Here is an 18,246-nt window from a genome sequence, read left to right as displayed (position 1 = left end):
GCTAGCCGCCCCAGATTCAGGATCAGACGCCATGTGGTCGATGTTCAAGAAGCCTGCCATGCCGACGCCGGAGGAGGCGCTGCCCGGCCGATCGACGCCGATGGATGTCCCCGAAGGCCATTTCGTCAGCGGCCATAGGCTGACACCGCCCTATCCCAAGGGGATGGAGGTCGCGGATTTCGGCATGGGCTGCTTCTGGGGCGCTGAGCGGATGTTCTGGAAGATCCCCGGAATCCATGTGACGGCCGTTGGCTATGCCGGCGGCCATACGCCCAATCCGACCTATCGGGAAGTCTGCTCCGGGCTTACCGGCCATAATGAGGTGGTCCGCGTTGTCTTCGATCCATCCAGGATCGGCTATGAGGACATTCTCAAACTGTTCTGGGAAGGCCACGATCCCACGCAGGGGATGCGCCAGGGCAACGATGTCGGGACGCAGTACCGGTCCGGCATCTATGTCCATTCCGAAGCCCAGCGCCGGGCGGCGGAAAGCAGTAAGGACACCTATGGGCGCGCCCTCACAGCCGGCGGTCTCGGCGAGGTGACGACGGAAATCCTGGATGCCCCGCCCTTCTATTTCGCGGAAGATGACCACCAGCAATATCTCGCCAGGAATCCCGCCGGCTATTGCGGCCTCGGCGGCACCGGAATCTCCTGCCCGACCGGCCGCGCGGCGGCGGAGTAGGCCCGGATCATCCGGAATCACCGGCAATCATACGTCTTTCGGATTATGTCCCCGCCTTGAAGGCGCGCTTTCTCCGGTATCTACTGAATCCCTTCCGTAAAAGGCGGTGGAGGGCGGACCATGACGCGCATCGATTGGGTGCTGGCGGGGGAATGGATCAAGAGTTGCAGTTGCGCTTTCGGCTGCCCCTGCGATTTCAACGCCCGGCCGACGCAGGGCTGGTGCAGGGGCTTGTTGGCGATGAACGTGACCCAGGGACGCTTCGGCGACGTCGTGCTGGACGGCGTGAAGTTCGTCGTCATGGTCGATTTTCCGGGCCCGCTTCACGAAGGTCATGGGACGGTCCAGCCGATCGTCGATGAGGGGGCGACGCCATCGCAGCGGGAGGCGCTGTTCGCCATCATGTCGGGGGAGCATTCCGCGGAAGGTACGCTTTTCCACATCACGAGCGTGATCACGGAAACCATGCTCGACCCGATCTTCGCGCCCATCGAATTCCGCTTCGACCGTGAGGGGCGGCGGGCCGCCATCTCGGTCCCCGGCGTGCTGGAGACTGAAACCCAGCCGATCAAGAACCCGGTGACCGGCGCGCCGCATCGTATCCAGGTGGTGATGCCGGAGGGGTTCGAGCATCGGGAGGCGGAGGTCGCCTCGGCCTGGATATCTTCGACCGGGGGCATCCGCTTCGACGTGCCCGAAGGGCACAGTTCGCTGACCCATGTCCGGCAGACGCCGGAGGGGGTCGCCGCCTGAGAAGGGCGCATCGGCATGGAGACGGCCGGAATCGCGGAGCGCATCCTGCGCCACGATCGGGCGATGACCATCGTCGGTCTCGGCCTCGTCTGCCTGCTTTCCTGGGCCTACCTGCTCAGCGGCGGGGCGATGACGTCCTCCGGCATGGAGGGCGACGGGATGGTCGGCATGGCCGGACCGATGGCGTGGTCGGCCTCCCATGCGGCCCTCATGTTCGTCATGTGGACGGTGATGATGGCGGCGATGATGCTGCCCGGCGCCGCGCCCATGGTCCTGGCGGTCGCCGCCGTCGATCGCGGGCACAGGCGCCGGGGGCTGCCCGCTGTTTCCGCGGCGTACTTCGTCCTGGGCTATCTATTGGTCTGGTCTGCTTTCTCCCTGGCCGCCGTCTCCCTGCAATGGGGGGCGGAGGCGGCGATGGGCGTCTCGGCCATGACTTCGGGTGTGGGCGTCGGCGTGGGCGGAGCGATCCTGATCGCCGTGGGCCTCTATCAGTGGACGCCGCTGAAGGATTCCTGTCTCCGCCATTGCCGGTCGCCGCTGGAGTTCCTCACCACGCGCTGGCGGCGGGGCAGGGGCGGCGCCATCCGCATGGGCGTGGAGCACGGCGTCTATTGCCTCGGCTGCTGCTGGGCGCTGATGGCGCTGCTGTTCGTCGGCGGCGTCATGAACCTGCTCTGGATCGCCGCCATAGCCGGGTTCGTGCTCGTGGAGAAGACCGCGCCGGCCGGCCGCCGGGTCGGACGATGGGCCGGCGCCGTCCTGGCCGCGTTGGGCGTGTGGATGCTCCTCGTGGCGTTCTGATTCTGCCGCTGGACGGAGCTATACCCGCCCGTCGACGATCGTCCCGGTTTCATCGAAGGTGGGTTCGGCCAGCCTGACGAACGCCTCCGTCACCTCCTCCGGCGCCGGGTGTTGAGAGGCATCCTCACCGGGGAAGCCGAGTGCGCGCATCTTGGTGCGGACGATGCCGGGGTCGATCATGTTGACCCGGATGTTCGTCTTCTCGGTCTCCGCCGCGTAGAGCTTGACCAGCATCTCCAGCCCCGCCTTGCTGACGGCGTAGGGGCCGAAATAGGGGATGGTGGCGCGCGCGACGCCGGACGTGACGAAGATCGCCCGGCCGGAATCCGACGCCCGCAGCAGCGCGTCGACGGAGCGGATCAGCCGATAGTTCGCGGTCAGGTTCACGTCCATGACCGTGTTCCACATCTTCGTCGCGCTGTAGGCGATCGGGCCCAGCGCGCCGAGCTGCCCGGCATTCCCCACCACCACGTCCAGCCGGCCGTACCGTTCGTAGATCGACCGGCCCAGCAGGTCGATCTGGTCGTGCTTGGACAAATCCATCGGGACCAGCAGCGCCTTCTCCGCGCCCTCTGCCCGGATGGCATCGTCCAGCTCCTCGAGCGCGCCCACCGTCCGGGCCGCCAGAATCAGTTGCGCGCCTTCGGCCGCGTAGCGGCGGGCGACGGCGGCGCCGATGCCGCGCGACGCCCCGGTGACGAGGGCGATCCGGCCTTCGAGTCGGCGGCTGCCGGGCCGACGGGAGGAGGAGCTGTCGGTCATGACGGTCCTGGATGGAGGCGAAGAGGGAAGGGCGGTCAGCCCCGCCGCTCGGCGAGGAAGGTCAGTTCCGCCTTGCGGCTGGCGTCGCCCCTATCGGGCAGCGCCGTCGGATAGTCGCCGGTGAAGCAGGCGTCGCAATATTGCGGCTGCATCCCGTCGCGGCCGGTCTCGCCCATGGCGCGGTAGAGGCCGTCGATGGTGATGAAGGCCAGGCTGTCGACGCCGATCAGCTTCGCCATCTCCTCCACCGAATAATTGTGCGCCAGCAGCTTCTCCTGCGCCGGCGTGTCGATGCCGTAGAAGCAGGGATGGGCGGTCGGGGGGCTGGAGATCCGCATATGGACCTCCCTCGCGCCGGCCTGCCGGACCATCTGGACGATCTTCTGCGACGTGGTGCCCCGGACGATCGAATCATCGACCAGAACCACCTTCTTCCCGTCGATCAGCGCGCGGTTGGCGTTGTGCTTCAGCTTGACGCCCAGATGACGGATCTGGTCCGTCGGCTCGATGAAGGTGCGGCCGACATAATGGTTGCGGATGATCCCCAGCTCGAACGGCATCCCGCTTTCCGCGGCGAAGCCGATGGCCGAGGGCACGCCGCTGTCGGGTACCGGGATGACCACGTCCGCGTCGGCCGGCGCTTCCCGCGCCAGCTCCGCGCCGATGCGCTTGCGCGCCTCATAGACCGACGCGCCCTCGACCATGCTGTCCGGCCGGGCGAAATAGACATACTCGAAGACGCAGAACCGCTTCTTGTGCGGCTGGAAGGGCATCATGCTGGTGACGCCGTTCTCGTCGATGATGATCATCTCGCCGGGTTTCACGTCGCGGACGAACTCCGCGCCCACGATGTCCAGCGCGCAGGTCTCCGACGCCACCATATGCGCGTCGCCCAGCCGGCCCAGCACCAGCGGCCGCACGCCCAGCGGGTCGCGGATGCCGATCACGCAGCCCTTGGCCAGCGCGACCACCGAATAGGCGCCCTCGATCTGGCGCAGCGCCTCGACCATACGGTCGATCACGCTGCCGCCCCGGCTGGTCGCCATCAGATGGACGATCACCTCGGTATCGGTGGTCGACTGGAACAGGCAGCCGCGCCGCACCAGTTGCCGGCGAAGCTGGTAGGCGTTGGTCAGATTGCCGTTATGGCCGATGGCGAAGCCGCCGAATTCGAAATCCGCGAACAGGGGCTGGACGTTGCGCAGCAGCGTCGCGCCCGTCGTGGCGTAGCGGTTGTGGCCGATGGCGGCATGGCCGCCAAGCTGCGCCATCACCGCCTCGCTGGAGAAATTGTCGCCGACCTGGCCCAGCGCCCGGTGAGCGTTGAAATGCTCGCCATCGTAGCTGACGATGCCGCACGCCTCCTGCCCGCGATGCTGCAGGGCGTGCAGGCCCAGAGCGGTCAGCGCGGCGGCTTCGCCATGGCCGAAGATGCCGAAGACCCCGCATTCCTCCCGCAGCTTGTCGCCGTCGGGGTCGAAGGGGGAGTCAGGCGCTTCAAAAGGGTTTGTCGTGAGCATTCCGAACCCGGATGCGCGGCTCCGATCGGCAGGAGCGGCTACTGTGAATTCTCGATCAGGCGGTCCAGCTGGTTCCGCTGCGGCTGGTTATAGCTGGGTTCGTCCTCCGGCGCACCGTCATTTGTCGGGAGTTGGGGTTGCGTAGAAAGCGCAGGTCCGTCTCCGTCGGAAGGTCGGGTCAGCCGTTGCAGCGTATCCACCGCCTCGACCCCCTGGTCGACCTGTTCGCGCGCGGCGTCCAGGCTCTCCGTCCCGGCCTCCAGCGTGCTTGCCGGCACCATGTCGCGCAGCGCGTCGGCCCCGCGCTCCAGCCAGGGCTGGGTCCTGGCTTCTTGCACCCATTCCGGCCGCTCCGACGGCGTGGGGTAGAAATAGACGATCAGCAGATAGGCCAGACAGACCAGCACGGCCCCGCGCGCCAGCCCGAAGACGAATCCCAGCGACCGGTCCACGGCGTTGACCGCCGATCCGCGCACGCCCTTGGCGATATAGTGGCTGATGGCGGAGAGGATGATCAGCGTGACCACGAAGATGGCGACGCCGGTCAAGAGGTCCGCCAGCAGCTCGATCGTGATGTACTGCCGCAGGAACCAGGTTGTCTTGGGAAAGGCGTAGATCGTGATCAGCGCGGCCCCGACCCAGCCGGCGATCGACAGCACCTCCCGCACGAAACCGCGGATGAAGGCCAGAAGCGCCGACAGCAGCAGGATCACCAGCACGGCGATGTCGCCGGCGCTCACGGGCAATGAATCCAAATCTCGCTTCCAGTTCTCTAGCGGTCGCGCCGGGATCGCTCAGCCGCGTCCCCGAACAACGGAATCAAATCGTCCAGATGCCCAATCTCGCGCAATAGCGGCCCGTCCTTCAAGTTCGCCATCGCCCGGCCCTTGCGCGCCCGCCGACGGGGCATGATCGCGCTGGCGAATCCCAGCTTGGCCGCTTCCTTCAGCCGCGTCTCCGTCTGGCTGACGGCCCGGATCTCCCCGGACAGGCCGATCTCCCCGAAAACCACGGTGTCGGCGGGCACCGGCTCCCCCGACAGGGAGGAGAGCAGCGCCGCCGCGACCGCAAGGTCGGCTGCCGGCTCCGTGACCCGCAGGCCTCCGGCGACGTTCAGATAGACGTCGTTGGCCCCGATCGCGACGCCGCAGCGCGCTTCCAGCACCGCCAGGACCATCGCCAGCCGGGCGGAATCCCAGCCGACGACGGCGCGGCGCGGGGTGCCCAGCGGGGAGGGGGCGACCAGCGCCTGGATCTCCACCAGCACCGGCCGCGTGCCCTCCAGCCCGGCGAAGACGCAGGCGCCGGAAACGTCGCCTCGCCGTTCCGCCAGGAACAGCTCCGACGGGTTGGCGACCTCCATCAGCCCGCCTTCCGTCATCTCGAAGACGCCGATCTCGTCGGTCGGGCCGAAGCGGTTCTTGACGCCGCGCAGGATGCGGAACTGGTGGCCTCGCTCGCCCTCGAAATAGATGACGGCGTCGACCATGTGCTCCAGCACGCGCGGGCCGGCGATCGCGCCTTCCTTGGTGACGTGCCCGACCATCAGGACGCAGATGCCACGCCGCTTGGCGACCCGGATCAGCTCCGCGGCCGACGCGCGGACCTGCGCGACCGTGCCGGGCGCGCTGTCCAGCGCGTCGACATACATGGTCTGGATCGAATCGATGACCACGACCCTGGGCCCGTCGCGCACGTCCAGCGTCGCCACGATGTCGCGGACATTGGTGGCGGCCGCCAGTTGGACCCGCGCCTCCCCCAGCCCCAGCCGGGTCGCGCGCATCCGCACCTGGTCCACCGCCTCCTCGCCGGATATGTAGGCGCAGGGCGTCTCCGCCGACATGCGGCAGACGACCTGGAGCAGCAGGGTGGACTTGCCGATGCCGGGATCGCCGCCGATCAGGATCGCCGATCCGGGGACCAGCCCGCCGCCGGTCACGCGGTCGAACTCCGCGATGCCGCTCGCCCGCCTCGGCTGGTCGGGCGACACCGAATCCAGCCCCACGAATTCCAGCGCCTTGCCGCCGCGCGACCCCAGCCCCTTGGGCGCGGCGTCGGGCACGGCTTCCTCGACGATGGTGTTCCATTCCTGGCAGGAATCGCAGCGGCCGGCCCATTTGGCCGTCACCGCGCCGCAGGCCTGGCAGACGAAGCGGGAGGTCGCGCGGGCCATCAGGCCGCCATCGTTGCGCCGGGCGGCGGCGGGAGTCGGCTCACGACGCCCGCACCTGCATCTGGATCGGGCCTTCGGCGCGGCCATGGACGAACTGGTCGACATAATCGTTGCCGCTGGCGTCGATATCCCCGGCCGGTCCGCTCCAGACGATCCGGCCCTGATGGATCATCGCCACCCGGTCGGCGATCTTGCGGGCGCTCGCCATGTCGTGGGTGATCGACAGCGCCGTCGCGCCCAGCTCGCGGACGCATTTGACGATCAGATCGTTGATGACGTCGCCCATGATCGGGTCCAGGCCGGTGGTCGGTTCGTCGAAGAAGATGATCTCGGGGTCCGCCGCGATGGCGCGGGCGAGGCCGACCCGCTTTTGCATGCCGCCGGAAAGCTCCGCCGGCGACAGGTCGCCGACTTCCGGCCCCAGCCCGACGGCGGCCAGCTTCTCCAGCGCGATCTCCTTCGCCCGGCCGCGTGCCACACCCCGGCCCTGGATCAGGCCGAAGGCAACGTTCTCCCAGACCGGCAGGCTGTCGAACAGGGCGGCGCTCTGGAACAGCATGCCGAACCGGCCCATCAGCTCGACCCGCTCCGATCCGCTCAGGCCCACGACATTCTCGCCGTCGATCCGGATGCTGCCGGAATCGGGGCGGATCAGCCCCAGGACGCATTTCAGCATCACAGACTTTCCGGTGCCCGACCCGCCGATGACGACGACGCTCTCCCCCGCGCCGACCTCCAGATCCAGCCCCCGCAGCACCTGCTTGAGGCCGAAGCTCTTGGTCACGCCGTCCAGCTTGATCTTCGGTGTCGTGCTCATCGCGCGAAGAACAGCTCCGTGATGCCGTAGTTGAAGACCAGGATCAGGATCGAGGCTGAGACGACGGCCCCCGTCGTCGCGGCGCCCACGCCCTGCGCACCGCCGCGGGAATGATAGCCGTGATAGCAGCCCATCAGCGCGATCAGGAAACCGAAGACGGCGGCCTTGACCAGGCCGGACACCACGTCCAGCGGCTCCAGATATTCCCAGGTGGAGGAGATGTAGGCTGCGGAGTTGAAGCCCAGCTTGTAGACGCCGATCAGGAACCCGCCGAAGACGCCGATCAAATCCGCGACCAGCACCAGGAAGGGCAGCATCAGCGTCCCCGCGATCAGCCGGGGCGCCACCAGGTACTTCATCGGGCTGGTCGACAGCGTGGTCAGCGCGTCGATCTGCTCCGTCACCCGCATGGTGCCGATCTCCGCCGCCATCGCCGCGCCGATGCGCCCGGCGACCATCAGCCCGGCCAGCACCGGCCCCAGTTCCCGCGTGACGGAAAGCACCACGACGGTCGCCACCGCGCTTTCGGCATTGAACCGGGCGAAGCCGGTATAGCTCTGCAGCGCCAGCACCATGCCGGTGAACAGGGCGGTCAGCCCGACGACCGGCAGCGAGTAATAGCCGATATCGACGATCTGCCGGCCCAGCAGGCGCGGATAGATCGGCGGCCGCACGCAATGCGACACGGCGTTGGCGGTGAACAGGCTGAGACGGCCGACGCCGGCGAGGAAGCCCAGGAACGTCCGCCCGATTGGCGCCACGAAGTTCATGGTTCCCGCATTTCCGCAGAGGGGCTTCCACCGACATAGCGCCGGGCGTAGCGCCGGCCCAGCGAGGTCAGGATCTCATAGCCGATCGTGCCGGCCTCTTCCGCCACCTCGTCCGGCGTGCGGCGCGGCCCCATGATCTCGGCCGTCGCGCCGGCATGGGCGACGCTGTCCGGCAGCCCGGTCACGTCAACGGTCATCAAATCCATCGACACGCGTCCCACGACAGGGGCCGGATGATCGCCCAGCCACACTCGCCCCACATCGCTCAGGCGCCGTTGATATCCGTCGGCGTAACCTACTGCGATTGTTGCTATTTTGGCCCCTTTGGCCACTTGACGGGTGGCACCGTATCCAACGGTAGACGGCCTGTCAATCGACCGCACCTGAAGGATGTGCCCGTCCAGCCGCACCGTCGTCGCCATCGGATTCCGGCCGTAGGGGGCGGGATTGATCCCGTAGAGCGCGCAGCCGGGCCGGGCGATGTCGAAATGGAAGCCTGGACCCAGGAAGATGCCGGACGAGTTGGCGAGGCTCGCCTTCGCCTTCGGCAGCCGCGCCAGCGCGTCGATGAACCGCTGCCGCTGGGCTTCGTTCACCGAAGCCTCGGGTTCTTCGGCGGAGACCAGATGGCTCATCCAGGCCGCCACCTCGATGCCTTCCAACAGGTCCGGCGAACCGGCCAGCCGGTCGGTCTCCTTCGGCCCCAGCCCCAGCCGGTTCATGCCGGTATCCAGATGGACATAGGCGGACAGGGGCGTTCCGGCGGCGCGCGCCGCCTCCCGCCATTGTTCGATTCCGCCGAGATGGTTCAGGACCGGAATCAGCCCGCGCCGCCGGTATTCATCCTCGCACCCCGGCATCAGCCCGTTCAGCACGCCGATGGAGGCTTGCGCAAGAATTTCGCGCAGGCGGATGGCTTCCTCCAGATGGGCGACGAAGAACCGCCGCGCGCCCGCCGTCCACAGGGCAGGGGCGACCTCCGCCATGCCCAGGCCGTAGGCATCGGCCTTGACCACGGCGGCGCATTCCGCAGGGGCCGCCTTCTCCCTCAGCAGGCGGTAATTGGTGGCGACCGCGCCCAGGTCGATGGTCAGGATCGCGCCCGCGCCCTTCAGGCCGGGCGAGGGTTCAATCGTCAAAGTGGTGGGCCGTGTCCAGATTGGAGAAGCGGGTGAACATGCCTTCGAAATGCAGCCGGACGGTGCCGGTGGGGCCGTGGCGCTGCTTGCCGATGATCACTTCCGCCATATTGTGGACCCGCTCCATGTCCGCCTGCCATTCGGCGTGTTCCGGCGTGTCCATGTTCGGCTCGCGCTTGGAGACGTAGTAGGCCTCCCGATAGATGAACATGACCACGTCGGCGTCCTGCTCGATCGAGCCGGATTCGCGAAGGTCGGCCAGTTGGGGACGCTTGTCCTCCCGTTGCTCGACCGCGCGGGAAAGCTGGGACAGCGCCAGCACCGGCACGTTCAGGTCCTTGGCGATCATCTTCAGGCCACGCGTGATCTCCGAGATTTCCTGGACCCGGTTGTCAGACCGGCCGGTCCCGCTCGGCCGCATCAATTGCAGGTAATCGACGACGATCATGCCCAGATTGTGCTGCCGCTTCAGCCGCATGGCGCGGGTGCGCAGCGCCGTGATGGTCAGGCCCGCCGTGTCGTCGACGAAGATCGGCACCCGTCGCAGGGTCTGTGCCGCCTCCACCAGCCGGGGAAAGTCGCTGCGCTTCATCTCGCCCTTGCGAATCTTCTCCGACGCGATCTTCGCCTCGTCGGACAGGATACGCACGGCCAGCTGCTCGGACGACATCTCCAACGAGAAGAAGGCGACGACCGCGCCCTCCTTGCCGTCGGTCTCGGCATAGGCGCGGGCGGCGTTGAACGCCATGTTGGTCGCCAGCGCCGTCTTGCCCATGGAGGGGCGGGCGGCCAGGATGACAAGGTCGCTGTTCTGCAACCCGCCCAGCATCCGGTCCATGTCTATCAGCCCGGTGGTGGCGCCGGTCAGGCTGGTGTCGCGGTTGAGCGCCTGGCCCGCGCTCTCCAGCGCCCGGTCCAGGATGGCGCCGAAGGCTTCGTAATCCTTCCGGAAATCCCCTTCGTTGGCGAGCGTGTAGAGCTTCTCCTCGGCGTTGCGGATCTGGTCGGCGGCGCTGACCTCCAGATCGTGCTTGTAGGAATCGTTGACCGTCTCCTCGCCGATCGCGATCAGCTGCCGCCGCAGATGCAGGTCGAAGATCGTCTGGGCGTAGTCGTCGATGTTCTGGACCGAGACGATGGCGCCGGCCAGGTCGGCGAGATACTGCGCTCCGCCGATGCTCTGAAGGTCGCCATCCTGTTCGAAATAGGCTTTCAGCGTCACCGGATCGGCGACGCGAAGCTGCTCCCGCAGCCGGAGGCACGCGGCGAAGATGCGGCCGTGGGCGGGGTAGTAGAACTGCTCTGGCTTCAGGAAGTCCGAAACGCGGTCCAGCGCCTCGTTGTTGATCAGCACCGCCCCCAGCAGCGCCATCTCCGCCTCTTCATTGGCGGGCACGGTGCGGTAAGGGGTTGAGGCGGTGTCCGAGACGAGATGAAGCGAGGGTTCGGCGCGTGAGGGTTCCATGCCGAACACCCTAGCAAAACCCTCCGACGGGAGGGGAGGGAATTGCTCCCGACCCCCTGTGGAAACCCGGCACCGAAAAGGGATAAAAGCGGGGATAAGCCGGATATATTTTTTATATCAAAGCTTTGTGCGGCGTTTCAGAAGCGTTTTGTCAGGCGGCCAGTTCGCTCCTCTCCTTCAGCAGGTGCTCCCATTCGCCCACATAGTCCCGTGTCAGCGGCACCGTATCGACTCGCTTGGCGATCTGGATCTGGAAGACCATGTGCCCGCGATGTCGGAAGGTGATCTCGCTTCCGATCAGGTAGAACTCCCACATCCGGCAGAACCGTTCGTCATAGATCGCCGCCACGTCGCTCCAGTGCGCCATGAACCGCTCGCGCCAGTGGCGCAGTGTTTCGGCGTAGTGGAGCCGCAGGATTTCGATATCCGTCACCCACAGCCCCGCCCGCTCGATCGCCGGCAGGACCTCCGACAGGGCGGGGACATAGCCGCCGGGGAAGATGTATTTGCGGATCCAGGGGTTGGTGACGCCGGGGCCGTCGGACCGGCCGATGGCGTGCAGCAGCGCCACGCCGTTGTCGGCCAGCAGGTTCCGCATCTTGCCGAAGAAGGCGGCATAGTGCGGCACGCCGACATGCTCGAACATGCCGACGGAGACGATCCGGTCGTAGAGGCCCCGCTCGGCGCGATAATCCTCCAGCTTGAACTGCACCCTGTTCCCCAGCCCGGCGTCGGCCGACCGCTTCTGGGACAGCGCAAACTGCTCCTTCGACAGGGTGATGCCGGTGACGTCGACATCCGCCGCCTCGGCCAGATAGAGCGCCATGCCGCCCCAGCCGGAGCCGATATCCAGCACCTTTTGCCCCGGCTCCAGCAGCAGTTTTGCCGCGATGTGCCGTTTCTTGGCGAGCTGGGCTTCCTCCAGCGTCGCGTCCGGCCGCTCGAAATAGGCGCAGGAATACTGCCGGTCTTCGTCCAGGAACAGGCTGTAGAGCCTGTCGTTCAGGTCGTAATGGTGGGCGACGTTGCGCTGGGACCGGCTCATCGGGTTGAATTGCTGCAGCCGGCGCAGCGCGCGGCCCAGGAACCGTCGCAGCGACTCGCCCGGCAGCGGATCGGCGACGCCGAAATTGCGGCCGACCAGATCCATCAGCTCGTAGAGGCCGCCCTTCTCGAAGGTCAGCGTGCCGTCCATATAGGCTTCCCCCAGCGCCAGTTGGGGGTGAAGGGCCAGCTTCCGTTCCAGGGCCTTGTCGTGAAGCCTGATGACGATCTGCGCCGCGTGCGCCTTGTCGCCGACGACATGGCGCCGGCCATCCGAATCGATGACGGTGAACCCGCCTTCCCGAATGATGGGGTTGAGAATCCGATCCAACAGCATCGCTCACTCTCCCGCTTCAAACGATCTCCATCGGGATATCTCCCGGCCGCATCAGCCGGTTTCCCTCTCTTCCTCATGACGAAGGTTAATATTAATCATCGCCGCGCCGTGCTTGTAAACAATGCGAACGGGCTCGCGTTCCGCGTCCGGACGCGAAAAAGGGGCGCGGCCCTCTCGGATCGCGCCCCTTCCATTCGGCTTCCGGAAAGAAGCCGCCCCCTTGTCAGTCGACGTCAGGTGGCGGTTTCTTCCTCGGTCGTCTCTTCGCCGGCTTCGGCTTCAGCCTCCTGGGACTGGGCGGCCTCCTCGGCCTCCATGTCGTCCCGGGTGACCATGCCGCCGTGCTGGGCCTGAAGTTCCGCCTCGTCCTTCGACCGGGCGACGTTCACGGTGACCGTGACATGCACTTCCGGATGCAGGTTGATGCGGACCTCGAACAGGCCGAGCGACTTGATCGGCCGGTCGATCTGGACCTGGGCGCGATCGACGGTGAAGCCTTCCTCGGTCACGCTCTCCGCCACGTCGCGGGCGGAGACGGAGCCGTAGAGCTGGCCGCTGTCACCGGCCTGGCGGATCAGGATGACGCGGACGCCGTCCATCTTGGCGCCGGCCTTCTCGGCCTCCTCGCGCTTCTTGAGATTGGTCGTCTCAAGCTGCGCCTTCTGCTTCTCGAAATAGGCCAGGTTCGACTTGGTCGCGCGCAGCGCCTTCCGGGTCGGCAGAAGGTAATTGCGGGCGTAGCCCGGCCGCACCTTCACCAGGTCGCCCATCTGGCCCAGATTCTCGACCCGCTCTAGCAGGATGATATCCATGATTCTTCCTCCTTCTCCGGCCTTACTTCAGCACGTAAGGCAGCAGGCCGAGGAAGCGGGCGCGCTTGATGGCGCGGGCCAGCTCACGCTGCTTCTTGGCGGACACCGCGGTGATGCGGCTGGGGACGATCTTGCCACGTTCGGACACGAACCGACCCATCAGCTTGATGTCCTTGTAGTCGATCTTCGGGGCGCCCTCGCCCGAGAACGGGCAGGTCTTGCGCCGGCGGAAGAACGGGCGGCGTGCGGGGGCTGCGCTCATTCCTCATCTCCCTTGGCTTGAGCCGGACGGTCACCACGATCGCCGCGATCACCACGGTCGCCTCGCGGTCCCCGGTCGTCGCGATCCCCGCGGGGGCCGCGATCGTCACGATCGCGCGGACCGCGGCGGTCGTCGCGGCCGCGGCTCTGCATCATTGCCGACGGGCCTTCCTCAAGCTCGTCAACGCGAATGGTCAGGTTGCGCAGCACATCCTCGTTGAGGCCCATCTGACGCTCCATCTCCGCCACCGCCGGGTGCGGCGCATCGAGATTCATCAGCACGTAGTGGCCCTTCCGGTTCTTCTTGATCCGGTAGGCCAGGCTCTTCAGGCCCCAATACTCGGTCTTGGCGACCTTGCCGCCATTCTCCGAAAGGATGTTGGTGAAGGTCTCGGTCAGCGCCTCGACCTGGGTGGACGGAACGTCCTGGCGCGCGATGAACACGCACTCATAATATGGCATCCGATACTCCTTATGGCTGTTCCGCAGCGCGGCGCTGTGCGGGCCGGAAAACCGGGCCGTCAGCCGCCCGCGCCTAGCCGGCCGAAATGCCAGGGCCGGCAAGGAGCGTTTTCACGAAGCGGCGCACTATAGCGAAAGAAGTTCCCGGCGCAAGCGGCGTTTTGGCCGGGAGACCAGTCGGCCGCTCAGTTGCCCGGCGCGCCCTGCATCATGTCGTCCATCTGCATCCGCATCGCGCCGGCGGGAACGGCGAACAGCGACGGATCCTGCGGCGTGCGCTCCAGCGACTGGACCTCCATGTTGCTGCTGGCGTTGCTTTCCAGCATCGCGTCCAGGCGCATCAGGATGCCATCCTCGGTGATGCAGGCCGTCCCGGTGTTCGGGCTTTCGCCGCTGCCGTCGCCGATGCGGTAGATCTCGCACTCCTCTCCGGCCACCGTTTCGGTGTCGCCGGCCTTCTCGATCTCCGCGCCGCCGAAATCATATCCCGCCGCCATGTCCATCTGGCTCGCGGGCAGGTCCATGACCATCGTCGCGCCCTCGACCGTCATCACCATGACGCCGGTGCCGGCATTCTGGTCGACGATCACCTTCCCCGGCAGGCCGCCGGCATCCATCTCCATCATGAACAGTCCCTCATGATGGCGCATCTGCACCTCATGGCTCTGCCCCGCCGCGTCGACCTGGGCGGTCGCTTGGTAATCGACGGTGGGGAGAGGCAGGGAATCGGCCTCGGCCTCCGTCCCCGAAAAGGCCATGAGGGCGATGGCGGCTACTGCAAGGCGTCGCATGGGGGAGGGGCTCCTCGAAGGGGGCTGAAAGGGCGCGACGCTTATATCACGGGCGCATCCGCATCGCGATTGTTGAAAGCCGGCGGCCGCCGATGCTTGACTTCAAGGACGACGCCGCTATCACTGGCCGCCTTTTTCAGGGCCGCCTTCTTCGGGGCCGCCAGAAGCGTGAGGGCGCGGATGACGCGGGCATTGGTGTTTCCGGGGCAAGGCAGCCAGGCCGTCGGCATGGGCAAGGACCTCGCCGAAAGCTCGGCCACCGCCCGCGCCGTGTTCCAGGAAATCGATGACGCGTTGGGCGAAAAGCTCTCCGCGCTCATGTTCGACGGCGATCCGGAAACCCTCCAGCTTACCGAGAATGCGCAGCCGGCCCTGATGGCCGTCTCGCTGGCCGCCTTCCGCGTGCTGCGGGAGCGGACGGGCAAGGAGCTTCCCGATCTGGCCGCCTTCGTCGCCGGCCATTCGCTCGGCGAATATTCCGCGCTGGCCGCCGCCGGAGCCTTCTCCATCGCCGACGCCGCGCGCCTGCTGCGCCATCGCGGCCGGGCGATGCAGAAGGCCGTGCCGGTGGGCGAGGGGGCGATGGCGGCCCTGCTGGGCCTGGACGTCGACGCCGCGCGGGAGATCGCCGCGGCCGCCGCCGAAGGCGATGTCTGCGCCGCGGCCAACGACAACGCGCCGGGCCAGGTGGTGGTCAGCGGGCACAAGGCCGCCGTGGAGCGCGCGATCGCGCTGGCGTCGGACAGGGGCGCGAAGCGCGCCATCCTGCTGCCGGTCAGCGCACCGTTCCATTGCGTCCTGATGGCGCCCGCCGCCCAGGCGATGGCGACGGCGCTGGCCGATGTCACTATCCACCCGCCTTCCGTGCCCGTGGTCGCCAACGTCACCGCGTCGGCCGTCACCGACCCGTCGGAGATAAGGCGGCTGCTGGTGGAACAGGTGACCAGCGCCGTCCGTTGGCGGGAAAGCGTTCTCTATATGAAGGCCCAGGGCGTGACCGAACTGGTCGAGGTTGGGGCGGGCAAGGTCCTGTCGGGCCTGGCCCGCCGGATCGACCGCGACCTTTCGGCTTCCGCGATCGGCGGGCCGGCCGATCTTGACGCCTTCGCCGGCTGACCCCTTACGAACGAGCCAGAGAGGCATTCCCCAGATGTTCGATCTCACCGGCAAGACCGCTCTCGTCACCGGCGCCTCCGGCGACATCGGCCGCGCGATCGCCGAGGCGCTGCACGGCAGGGGGGCGGAGGTCGCCCTGTCGGGCACGCGCGAAGCCAAATTGAAGGAGGTCGCCGACTCGCTGGGCGACCGGGTGCATGTGACGCCGGGCGATCTCTCCAAGGCGGAAGGCGCGGACGCCGTCGCCAGGGCGGCGGAGGAGGCGATGGGCCGGGTGGACATCCTGGTCAACAATGCCGGCATGACCCGCGACAACCTCGCCATGCGCATGAAGGACGAGGATTTCCTTCAGGTGCTGGAGGTCAATCTGGTGTCGGCCTTCCGCCTGTCGCGCGCCGTCATGCGGGGCATGATGAAACGGCGCTGGGGCCGGATCGTCGGCATAACCTCCGTCGTCGCCTTCACCGGCAACCCTGGGCAGGCGAACTACGCCGCGTCGAAGGCGGGGATGGTCGGCATGACGAAATCGCTGGCGGCGGAACTCGCCGGCCGTGGGATCACCGTCAACTGCGTCGCGCCGGGCTTCATCGCCAGCGCCATGACCGACGTGCTGACGGATGAGCAGAAGGAGCGCATCCTCGGGACCATTCCCGGCGGCCGCCTGGGGAACCCGGCGGAGATCGCCGCCGGCGTGGCCTATCTCGCCAGCGAGGAGGCCGGGTATGTCACCGGCCAGACGCTCCATGTCAACGGAGGCATGGCGATGCCCTGACCGGCCCTTCAGGCCGGTTTGGACGGTCGGTTCGGGCGGCCCCTGACGCTGGTGTCGCCCAACCATGTGTGTTATGTGACGCCCGGATTTCCGGGTCATTGAACTTACCCGGTGATCACGGATCCAACCGGGTAATTGCTCAAAGCAAACGAAAGCAGTCGAAAGGCCCTGATAATGAGTGATGTCGCCGAACGCGTGAAGAAGATCGTCATCGAGCATCTGGGTGTCGAGGAAGCGAAGGTGACCGAGTCCGCCAGCTTCATCGACGATCTGGGGGCCGACAGCCTCGACACCGTCGAACTGGTGATGGCGTTCGAGGAGGAGTTCGGGGTCGAGATTCCCGACGATGCCGCGGAGAAGATCATGACCGTCAAGGACGCGATCGACTTCATCGAGGCCAATACCGGCAAGTAAGCCGTTCGGGCATGGCGTGGGGACCAGCCTTTTGCGTCCCCCGCCGCCCGGTCAATCCGTCGAAACGTTTTCGAGGAACAGCATGCGCCGCGTTGTCGTAACCGGCCTGGGCATGGTCAGCCCCCTTGGCGTGGGGGTGAAGACCAACTGGGACCGGCTCACTAACGCCGAGTCCGGCATCTCCAGAATCGAACGGTTCGACGTTTCCGACCTGCCATCCAGGATCGCGGGGCAGGCGCCGCGCGGCGAGGCGGGGTCGGGCCTGTGGCATCCGGCGGATTTCGTGCCGCCAAAGGAAGTCCGCAAGAACGACGAATTCATCCTGTTCGCGATGGCCGCGGCGAAGGAAGCCGTGGAGGATGCGGACTGGACCCCCGATGACGAGCGGGAGCGGGAACGCACCGGCGTCATGATCGGGTCGGGCATCGGCGGCCTCCAGGGCATCTCCGACGCCCACACGACGCTCCTGGAGCGCGGCCCCCGGCGCATGTCGCCCTTCTTCATCCCGGCCGTGCTGATCAACCTCGCCTCGGGCCAGGTTTCCATCCAGTACGGGTTCAAAGGGCCGAACCATTCGGTCGTCACCGCCTGCTCGACAGGCGCCCACGCGATCGGGGACGCCTCGCGCCTCATCATGTGGGATGACGCCGACGTCATGGTCGCCGGCGGCGCGGAGGCGGCGATCTGCCGTTTGGGCCTCAGCGGGTTCGCCGCCGCCCGTGCGCTCTCCACCAGCTACAACGACACGCCGGAAAAGGCGTCCCGCCCCTACGACAAGGGCCGCGACGGCTTCGTCATGGGCGAAGGCGCCGGCATCGTCGTGCTGGAGGAGCTTGAGCACGCGAAGAAGCGCGGCGCGAAGATCTATGGCGAGATCGTGGGCTACGGCATGTCCGGCGACGCCTACCATGTCACAGCCCCGCCGGAAGACGGCAATGGCGGCTTCCGGGCCATGGACGCGGCGATGAAGCGCGCCGGGCTCAATCCTGAAGACATCGGCTATGTGAATGCCCACGGCACCTCCACCCCGCTGGGCGACGAGATCGAACTGGGGGCGGTCAAGCGGCTGTTCGGACCGGCGATCGACAACCTCTCGATGTCGTCCACCAAATCGGCCATCGGCCACCTGCTGGGCGCAGCCGGGGCGGTGGAAGCGATCTATTCGATCCTCGCCATCCGGGACGGAATTGTGCCGCCGACGCTCAACCTCGACGATCCGTCGGATAGTTGTGTCGGCGTCGATCTGGTGCCCAGGCAGGCGAAGGAGAAGAAGGTGCGGGCCGCGCTGTCCAACAGCTTCGGCTTCGGCGGCACCAACGCCAGCCTGATCTTCAAGCAGTTTAGCTGAG

At 66.9% G+C, this 18,246-nt stretch carries 21 protein-coding genes; 7 read left to right on the top strand and 14 right to left on the bottom strand.

Annotated elements, in window-relative coordinates; all coding sequences use genetic code 11:
• The first annotated feature begins 31 nt into the window (after positions 1 to 31).
• The 3 genes from msrA (at position 32) to AAFN89_RS10345 (ending at position 2,242) form a co-directional block, all read left to right on the top strand.
• A complete protein-coding gene (msrA, locus tag AAFN89_RS10355; RefSeq protein ID WP_347538736.1) occupies positions 32 to 685 on the top strand; it encodes a peptide-methionine (S)-S-oxide reductase MsrA in 654 nt (217 codons plus the stop codon).
• A 120-nt stretch (positions 686 to 805) separates the two neighbouring features.
• Positions 806 to 1,438 carry a DUF1326 domain-containing protein gene (locus AAFN89_RS10350; protein ID WP_347538734.1) on the top strand — a complete coding sequence of 211 codons (633 nt, stop codon included), beginning with the start codon at positions 806 to 808 and terminating at the stop codon, positions 1,436 to 1,438.
• Between the two features lie 15 nt (positions 1,439 to 1,453).
• Positions 1,454 to 2,242: a DUF2182 domain-containing protein gene (locus AAFN89_RS10345; RefSeq protein ID WP_347538732.1), complete on the top strand. Its 789-nt coding sequence runs from the start codon at positions 1,454 to 1,456 to the stop codon at positions 2,240 to 2,242.
• A gap of 18 nt (positions 2,243 to 2,260) precedes the next feature.
• Here the strand turns inward: AAFN89_RS10345 and AAFN89_RS10340 are convergent, their stop codons facing one another.
• The 14 genes from AAFN89_RS10340 to AAFN89_RS10275 form a co-directional block, all read right to left on the bottom strand.
• Positions 2,261 to 3,004: an SDR family NAD(P)-dependent oxidoreductase gene (locus AAFN89_RS10340; protein ID WP_347538730.1), complete on the bottom strand. Its 744-nt coding sequence runs from the start codon at positions 3,002 to 3,004 to the stop codon at positions 2,261 to 2,263.
• 35 nt (positions 3,005 to 3,039) lie between these two features.
• A complete protein-coding gene (gene purF / locus AAFN89_RS10335) occupies positions 3,040 to 4,524 on the bottom strand; it encodes an amidophosphoribosyltransferase (RefSeq protein ID WP_347538728.1) in 1,485 nt (494 codons plus the stop codon).
• A gap of 38 nt (positions 4,525 to 4,562) precedes the next feature.
• Positions 4,563 to 5,264, bottom strand: coding sequence for a CvpA family protein (locus tag AAFN89_RS10330; protein ID WP_347538726.1), 702 nt, complete (start codon positions 5,262 to 5,264; stop codon positions 4,563 to 4,565).
• Between the two features lie 32 nt (positions 5,265 to 5,296).
• On the bottom strand, positions 5,297 to 6,697 hold the full coding sequence (gene radA / locus AAFN89_RS10325) for a DNA repair protein RadA (RefSeq protein ID WP_347538724.1): 1,401 nt from the start codon (positions 6,695 to 6,697) through the stop codon (positions 5,297 to 5,299).
• A gap of 40 nt (positions 6,698 to 6,737) precedes the next feature.
• Positions 6,738 to 7,514: an ATP-binding cassette domain-containing protein gene (locus AAFN89_RS10320; RefSeq protein WP_347538722.1), complete on the bottom strand. Its 777-nt coding sequence runs from the start codon at positions 7,512 to 7,514 to the stop codon at positions 6,738 to 6,740.
• Positions 7,511 to 8,284 (bottom strand): ABC transporter permease, encoded by a 774-nt coding sequence (locus AAFN89_RS10315; protein WP_347538720.1) that lies wholly within the window; start codon positions 8,282 to 8,284, stop codon positions 7,511 to 7,513. The genes AAFN89_RS10320 and AAFN89_RS10315 overlap by 4 nt, the downstream gene beginning before the upstream one ends.
• Entirely contained in the window at positions 8,281 to 9,423 is a 1,143-nt protein-coding gene (alr, locus tag AAFN89_RS10310; protein ID WP_347538718.1) for an alanine racemase, read from the bottom strand. The genes AAFN89_RS10315 and alr overlap by 4 nt, the downstream gene beginning before the upstream one ends.
• On the bottom strand, positions 9,413 to 10,888 hold the full coding sequence (locus AAFN89_RS10305; protein WP_347538716.1) for a replicative DNA helicase: 1,476 nt from the start codon (positions 10,886 to 10,888) through the stop codon (positions 9,413 to 9,415). Before AAFN89_RS10305 ends, alr begins: the two co-directional genes overlap by 11 nt.
• A 151-nt stretch (positions 10,889 to 11,039) precedes the next feature.
• Positions 11,040 to 12,269 carry a cyclopropane-fatty-acyl-phospholipid synthase family protein gene (locus AAFN89_RS10300; RefSeq protein WP_347538714.1) on the bottom strand — a complete coding sequence of 410 codons (1,230 nt, stop codon included), beginning with the start codon at positions 12,267 to 12,269 and terminating at the stop codon, positions 11,040 to 11,042.
• A gap of 233 nt (positions 12,270 to 12,502) precedes the next feature.
• Positions 12,503 to 13,081, bottom strand: coding sequence for a 50S ribosomal protein L9 (gene rplI, locus AAFN89_RS10295; protein ID WP_347538712.1), 579 nt, complete (start codon positions 13,079 to 13,081; stop codon positions 12,503 to 12,505).
• A gap of 22 nt (positions 13,082 to 13,103) precedes the next feature.
• Positions 13,104 to 13,343: a 30S ribosomal protein S18 gene (gene rpsR, locus AAFN89_RS10290; RefSeq protein WP_347538710.1), complete on the bottom strand. Its 240-nt coding sequence runs from the start codon at positions 13,341 to 13,343 to the stop codon at positions 13,104 to 13,106.
• Positions 13,340 to 13,804, bottom strand: a complete 465-nt coding sequence (rpsF, locus tag AAFN89_RS10285; RefSeq protein WP_347538709.1) for a 30S ribosomal protein S6 — start codon at positions 13,802 to 13,804, stop codon at positions 13,340 to 13,342. Before rpsF ends, rpsR begins: the two co-directional genes overlap by 4 nt.
• A gap of 185 nt (positions 13,805 to 13,989) precedes the next feature.
• Positions 13,990 to 14,595 carry a DUF4412 domain-containing protein gene (locus AAFN89_RS10280; RefSeq protein WP_347538707.1) on the bottom strand — a complete coding sequence of 202 codons (606 nt, stop codon included), beginning with the start codon at positions 14,593 to 14,595 and terminating at the stop codon, positions 13,990 to 13,992.
• Positions 14,596 to 14,636: 41 nt separating this feature from the next.
• Entirely contained in the window at positions 14,637 to 14,825 is a 189-nt protein-coding gene (locus tag AAFN89_RS10275) for a hypothetical protein (RefSeq protein WP_347539071.1), read from the bottom strand.
• Between AAFN89_RS10275 and fabD the strand changes: the two genes are divergently transcribed.
• The 4 genes from fabD (at position 14,776) to fabF (ending at position 18,245) form a co-directional block, all read left to right on the top strand.
• A complete protein-coding gene (gene fabD / locus AAFN89_RS10270; RefSeq protein ID WP_347538705.1) occupies positions 14,776 to 15,711 on the top strand; it encodes an ACP S-malonyltransferase in 936 nt (311 codons plus the stop codon). The two genes, AAFN89_RS10275 and fabD, sit on opposite strands and share 50 nt — an antisense overlap.
• Before the next feature lie 34 nt (positions 15,712 to 15,745).
• Complete coding sequence (gene fabG / locus AAFN89_RS10265; RefSeq protein ID WP_347538703.1) at positions 15,746 to 16,483, top strand: 3-oxoacyl-[acyl-carrier-protein] reductase; 738 nt, start codon at positions 15,746 to 15,748, stop codon at positions 16,481 to 16,483.
• Positions 16,484 to 16,657: 174 nt separating this feature from the next.
• Positions 16,658 to 16,897, top strand: coding sequence for an acyl carrier protein (locus tag AAFN89_RS10260; protein ID WP_347538701.1), 240 nt, complete (start codon positions 16,658 to 16,660; stop codon positions 16,895 to 16,897).
• A gap of 82 nt (positions 16,898 to 16,979) precedes the next feature.
• Positions 16,980 to 18,245, top strand: a complete 1,266-nt coding sequence (gene fabF, locus AAFN89_RS10255) for a beta-ketoacyl-ACP synthase II (RefSeq protein ID WP_347538699.1) — start codon at positions 16,980 to 16,982, stop codon at positions 18,243 to 18,245.
• The last annotated feature ends 1 nt before the right edge of the window (position 18,246 follow it).

The sequence above is a fragment of the Inquilinus sp. CAU 1745 genome (assembly GCF_039839375.1).
GTDB lineage: Bacteria > Pseudomonadota > Alphaproteobacteria > DSM-16000 > Inquilinaceae > JBDOQU01.
The sequence above is the reverse complement of the archived record's forward strand: the minus strand, read 5'-3'. Positions and strand labels throughout refer to the sequence as shown.

Excerpts from the sequence above, each read along its gene's own strand:
- msrA (WP_347538736.1), top strand. The coding sequence starts at position 32 with ATGTGGTCGATGTTCAAGAAGCCTGCCATGCCGACGCCGGAGGAGGCG.
- AAFN89_RS10350 (WP_347538734.1), top strand. The coding sequence starts at position 806 with ATGACGCGCATCGATTGGGTGCTGGCGGGGGAATGGATCAAGAGTTGC.
- AAFN89_RS10345 (WP_347538732.1), top strand. The coding sequence starts at position 1,454 with ATGGAGACGGCCGGAATCGCGGAGCGCATCCTGCGCCACGATCGGGCG.
- AAFN89_RS10340 (WP_347538730.1), bottom strand. The coding sequence starts at position 3,004 with ATGACCGACAGCTCCTCCTCCCGTCGGCCCGGCAGCCGCCGACTCGAA.
- purF (WP_347538728.1), bottom strand. The coding sequence starts at position 4,524 with ATGCTCACGACAAACCCTTTTGAAGCGCCTGACTCCCCCTTCGACCCC.
- radA (WP_347538724.1), bottom strand. The coding sequence starts at position 6,697 with ATGGCCCGCGCGACCTCCCGCTTCGTCTGCCAGGCCTGCGGCGCGGTG.
- AAFN89_RS10320 (WP_347538722.1), bottom strand. The coding sequence starts at position 7,514 with ATGAGCACGACACCGAAGATCAAGCTGGACGGCGTGACCAAGAGCTTC.
- AAFN89_RS10315 (WP_347538720.1), bottom strand. The coding sequence starts at position 8,284 with ATGAACTTCGTGGCGCCAATCGGGCGGACGTTCCTGGGCTTCCTCGCC.
- AAFN89_RS10305 (WP_347538716.1), bottom strand. The coding sequence starts at position 10,888 with ATGGAACCCTCACGCGCCGAACCCTCGCTTCATCTCGTCTCGGACACC.
- AAFN89_RS10300 (WP_347538714.1), bottom strand. The coding sequence starts at position 12,269 with ATGCTGTTGGATCGGATTCTCAACCCCATCATTCGGGAAGGCGGGTTC.
- rplI (WP_347538712.1), bottom strand. The coding sequence starts at position 13,081 with ATGGATATCATCCTGCTAGAGCGGGTCGAGAATCTGGGCCAGATGGGC.
- rpsR (WP_347538710.1), bottom strand. The coding sequence starts at position 13,343 with ATGAGCGCAGCCCCCGCACGCCGCCCGTTCTTCCGCCGGCGCAAGACC.
- rpsF (WP_347538709.1), bottom strand. The coding sequence starts at position 13,804 with ATGCCATATTATGAGTGCGTGTTCATCGCGCGCCAGGACGTTCCGTCC.
- AAFN89_RS10280 (WP_347538707.1), bottom strand. The coding sequence starts at position 14,595 with ATGCGACGCCTTGCAGTAGCCGCCATCGCCCTCATGGCCTTTTCGGGG.
- fabD (WP_347538705.1), top strand. The coding sequence starts at position 14,776 with ATGACGCGGGCATTGGTGTTTCCGGGGCAAGGCAGCCAGGCCGTCGGC.
- AAFN89_RS10275 (WP_347539071.1), bottom strand. The coding sequence starts at position 14,825 with ATGCCGACGGCCTGGCTGCCTTGCCCCGGAAACACCAATGCCCGCGTC.
- fabG (WP_347538703.1), top strand. The coding sequence starts at position 15,746 with ATGTTCGATCTCACCGGCAAGACCGCTCTCGTCACCGGCGCCTCCGGC.
- AAFN89_RS10260 (WP_347538701.1), top strand. The coding sequence starts at position 16,658 with ATGAGTGATGTCGCCGAACGCGTGAAGAAGATCGTCATCGAGCATCTG.
- fabF (WP_347538699.1), top strand. The coding sequence starts at position 16,980 with ATGCGCCGCGTTGTCGTAACCGGCCTGGGCATGGTCAGCCCCCTTGGC.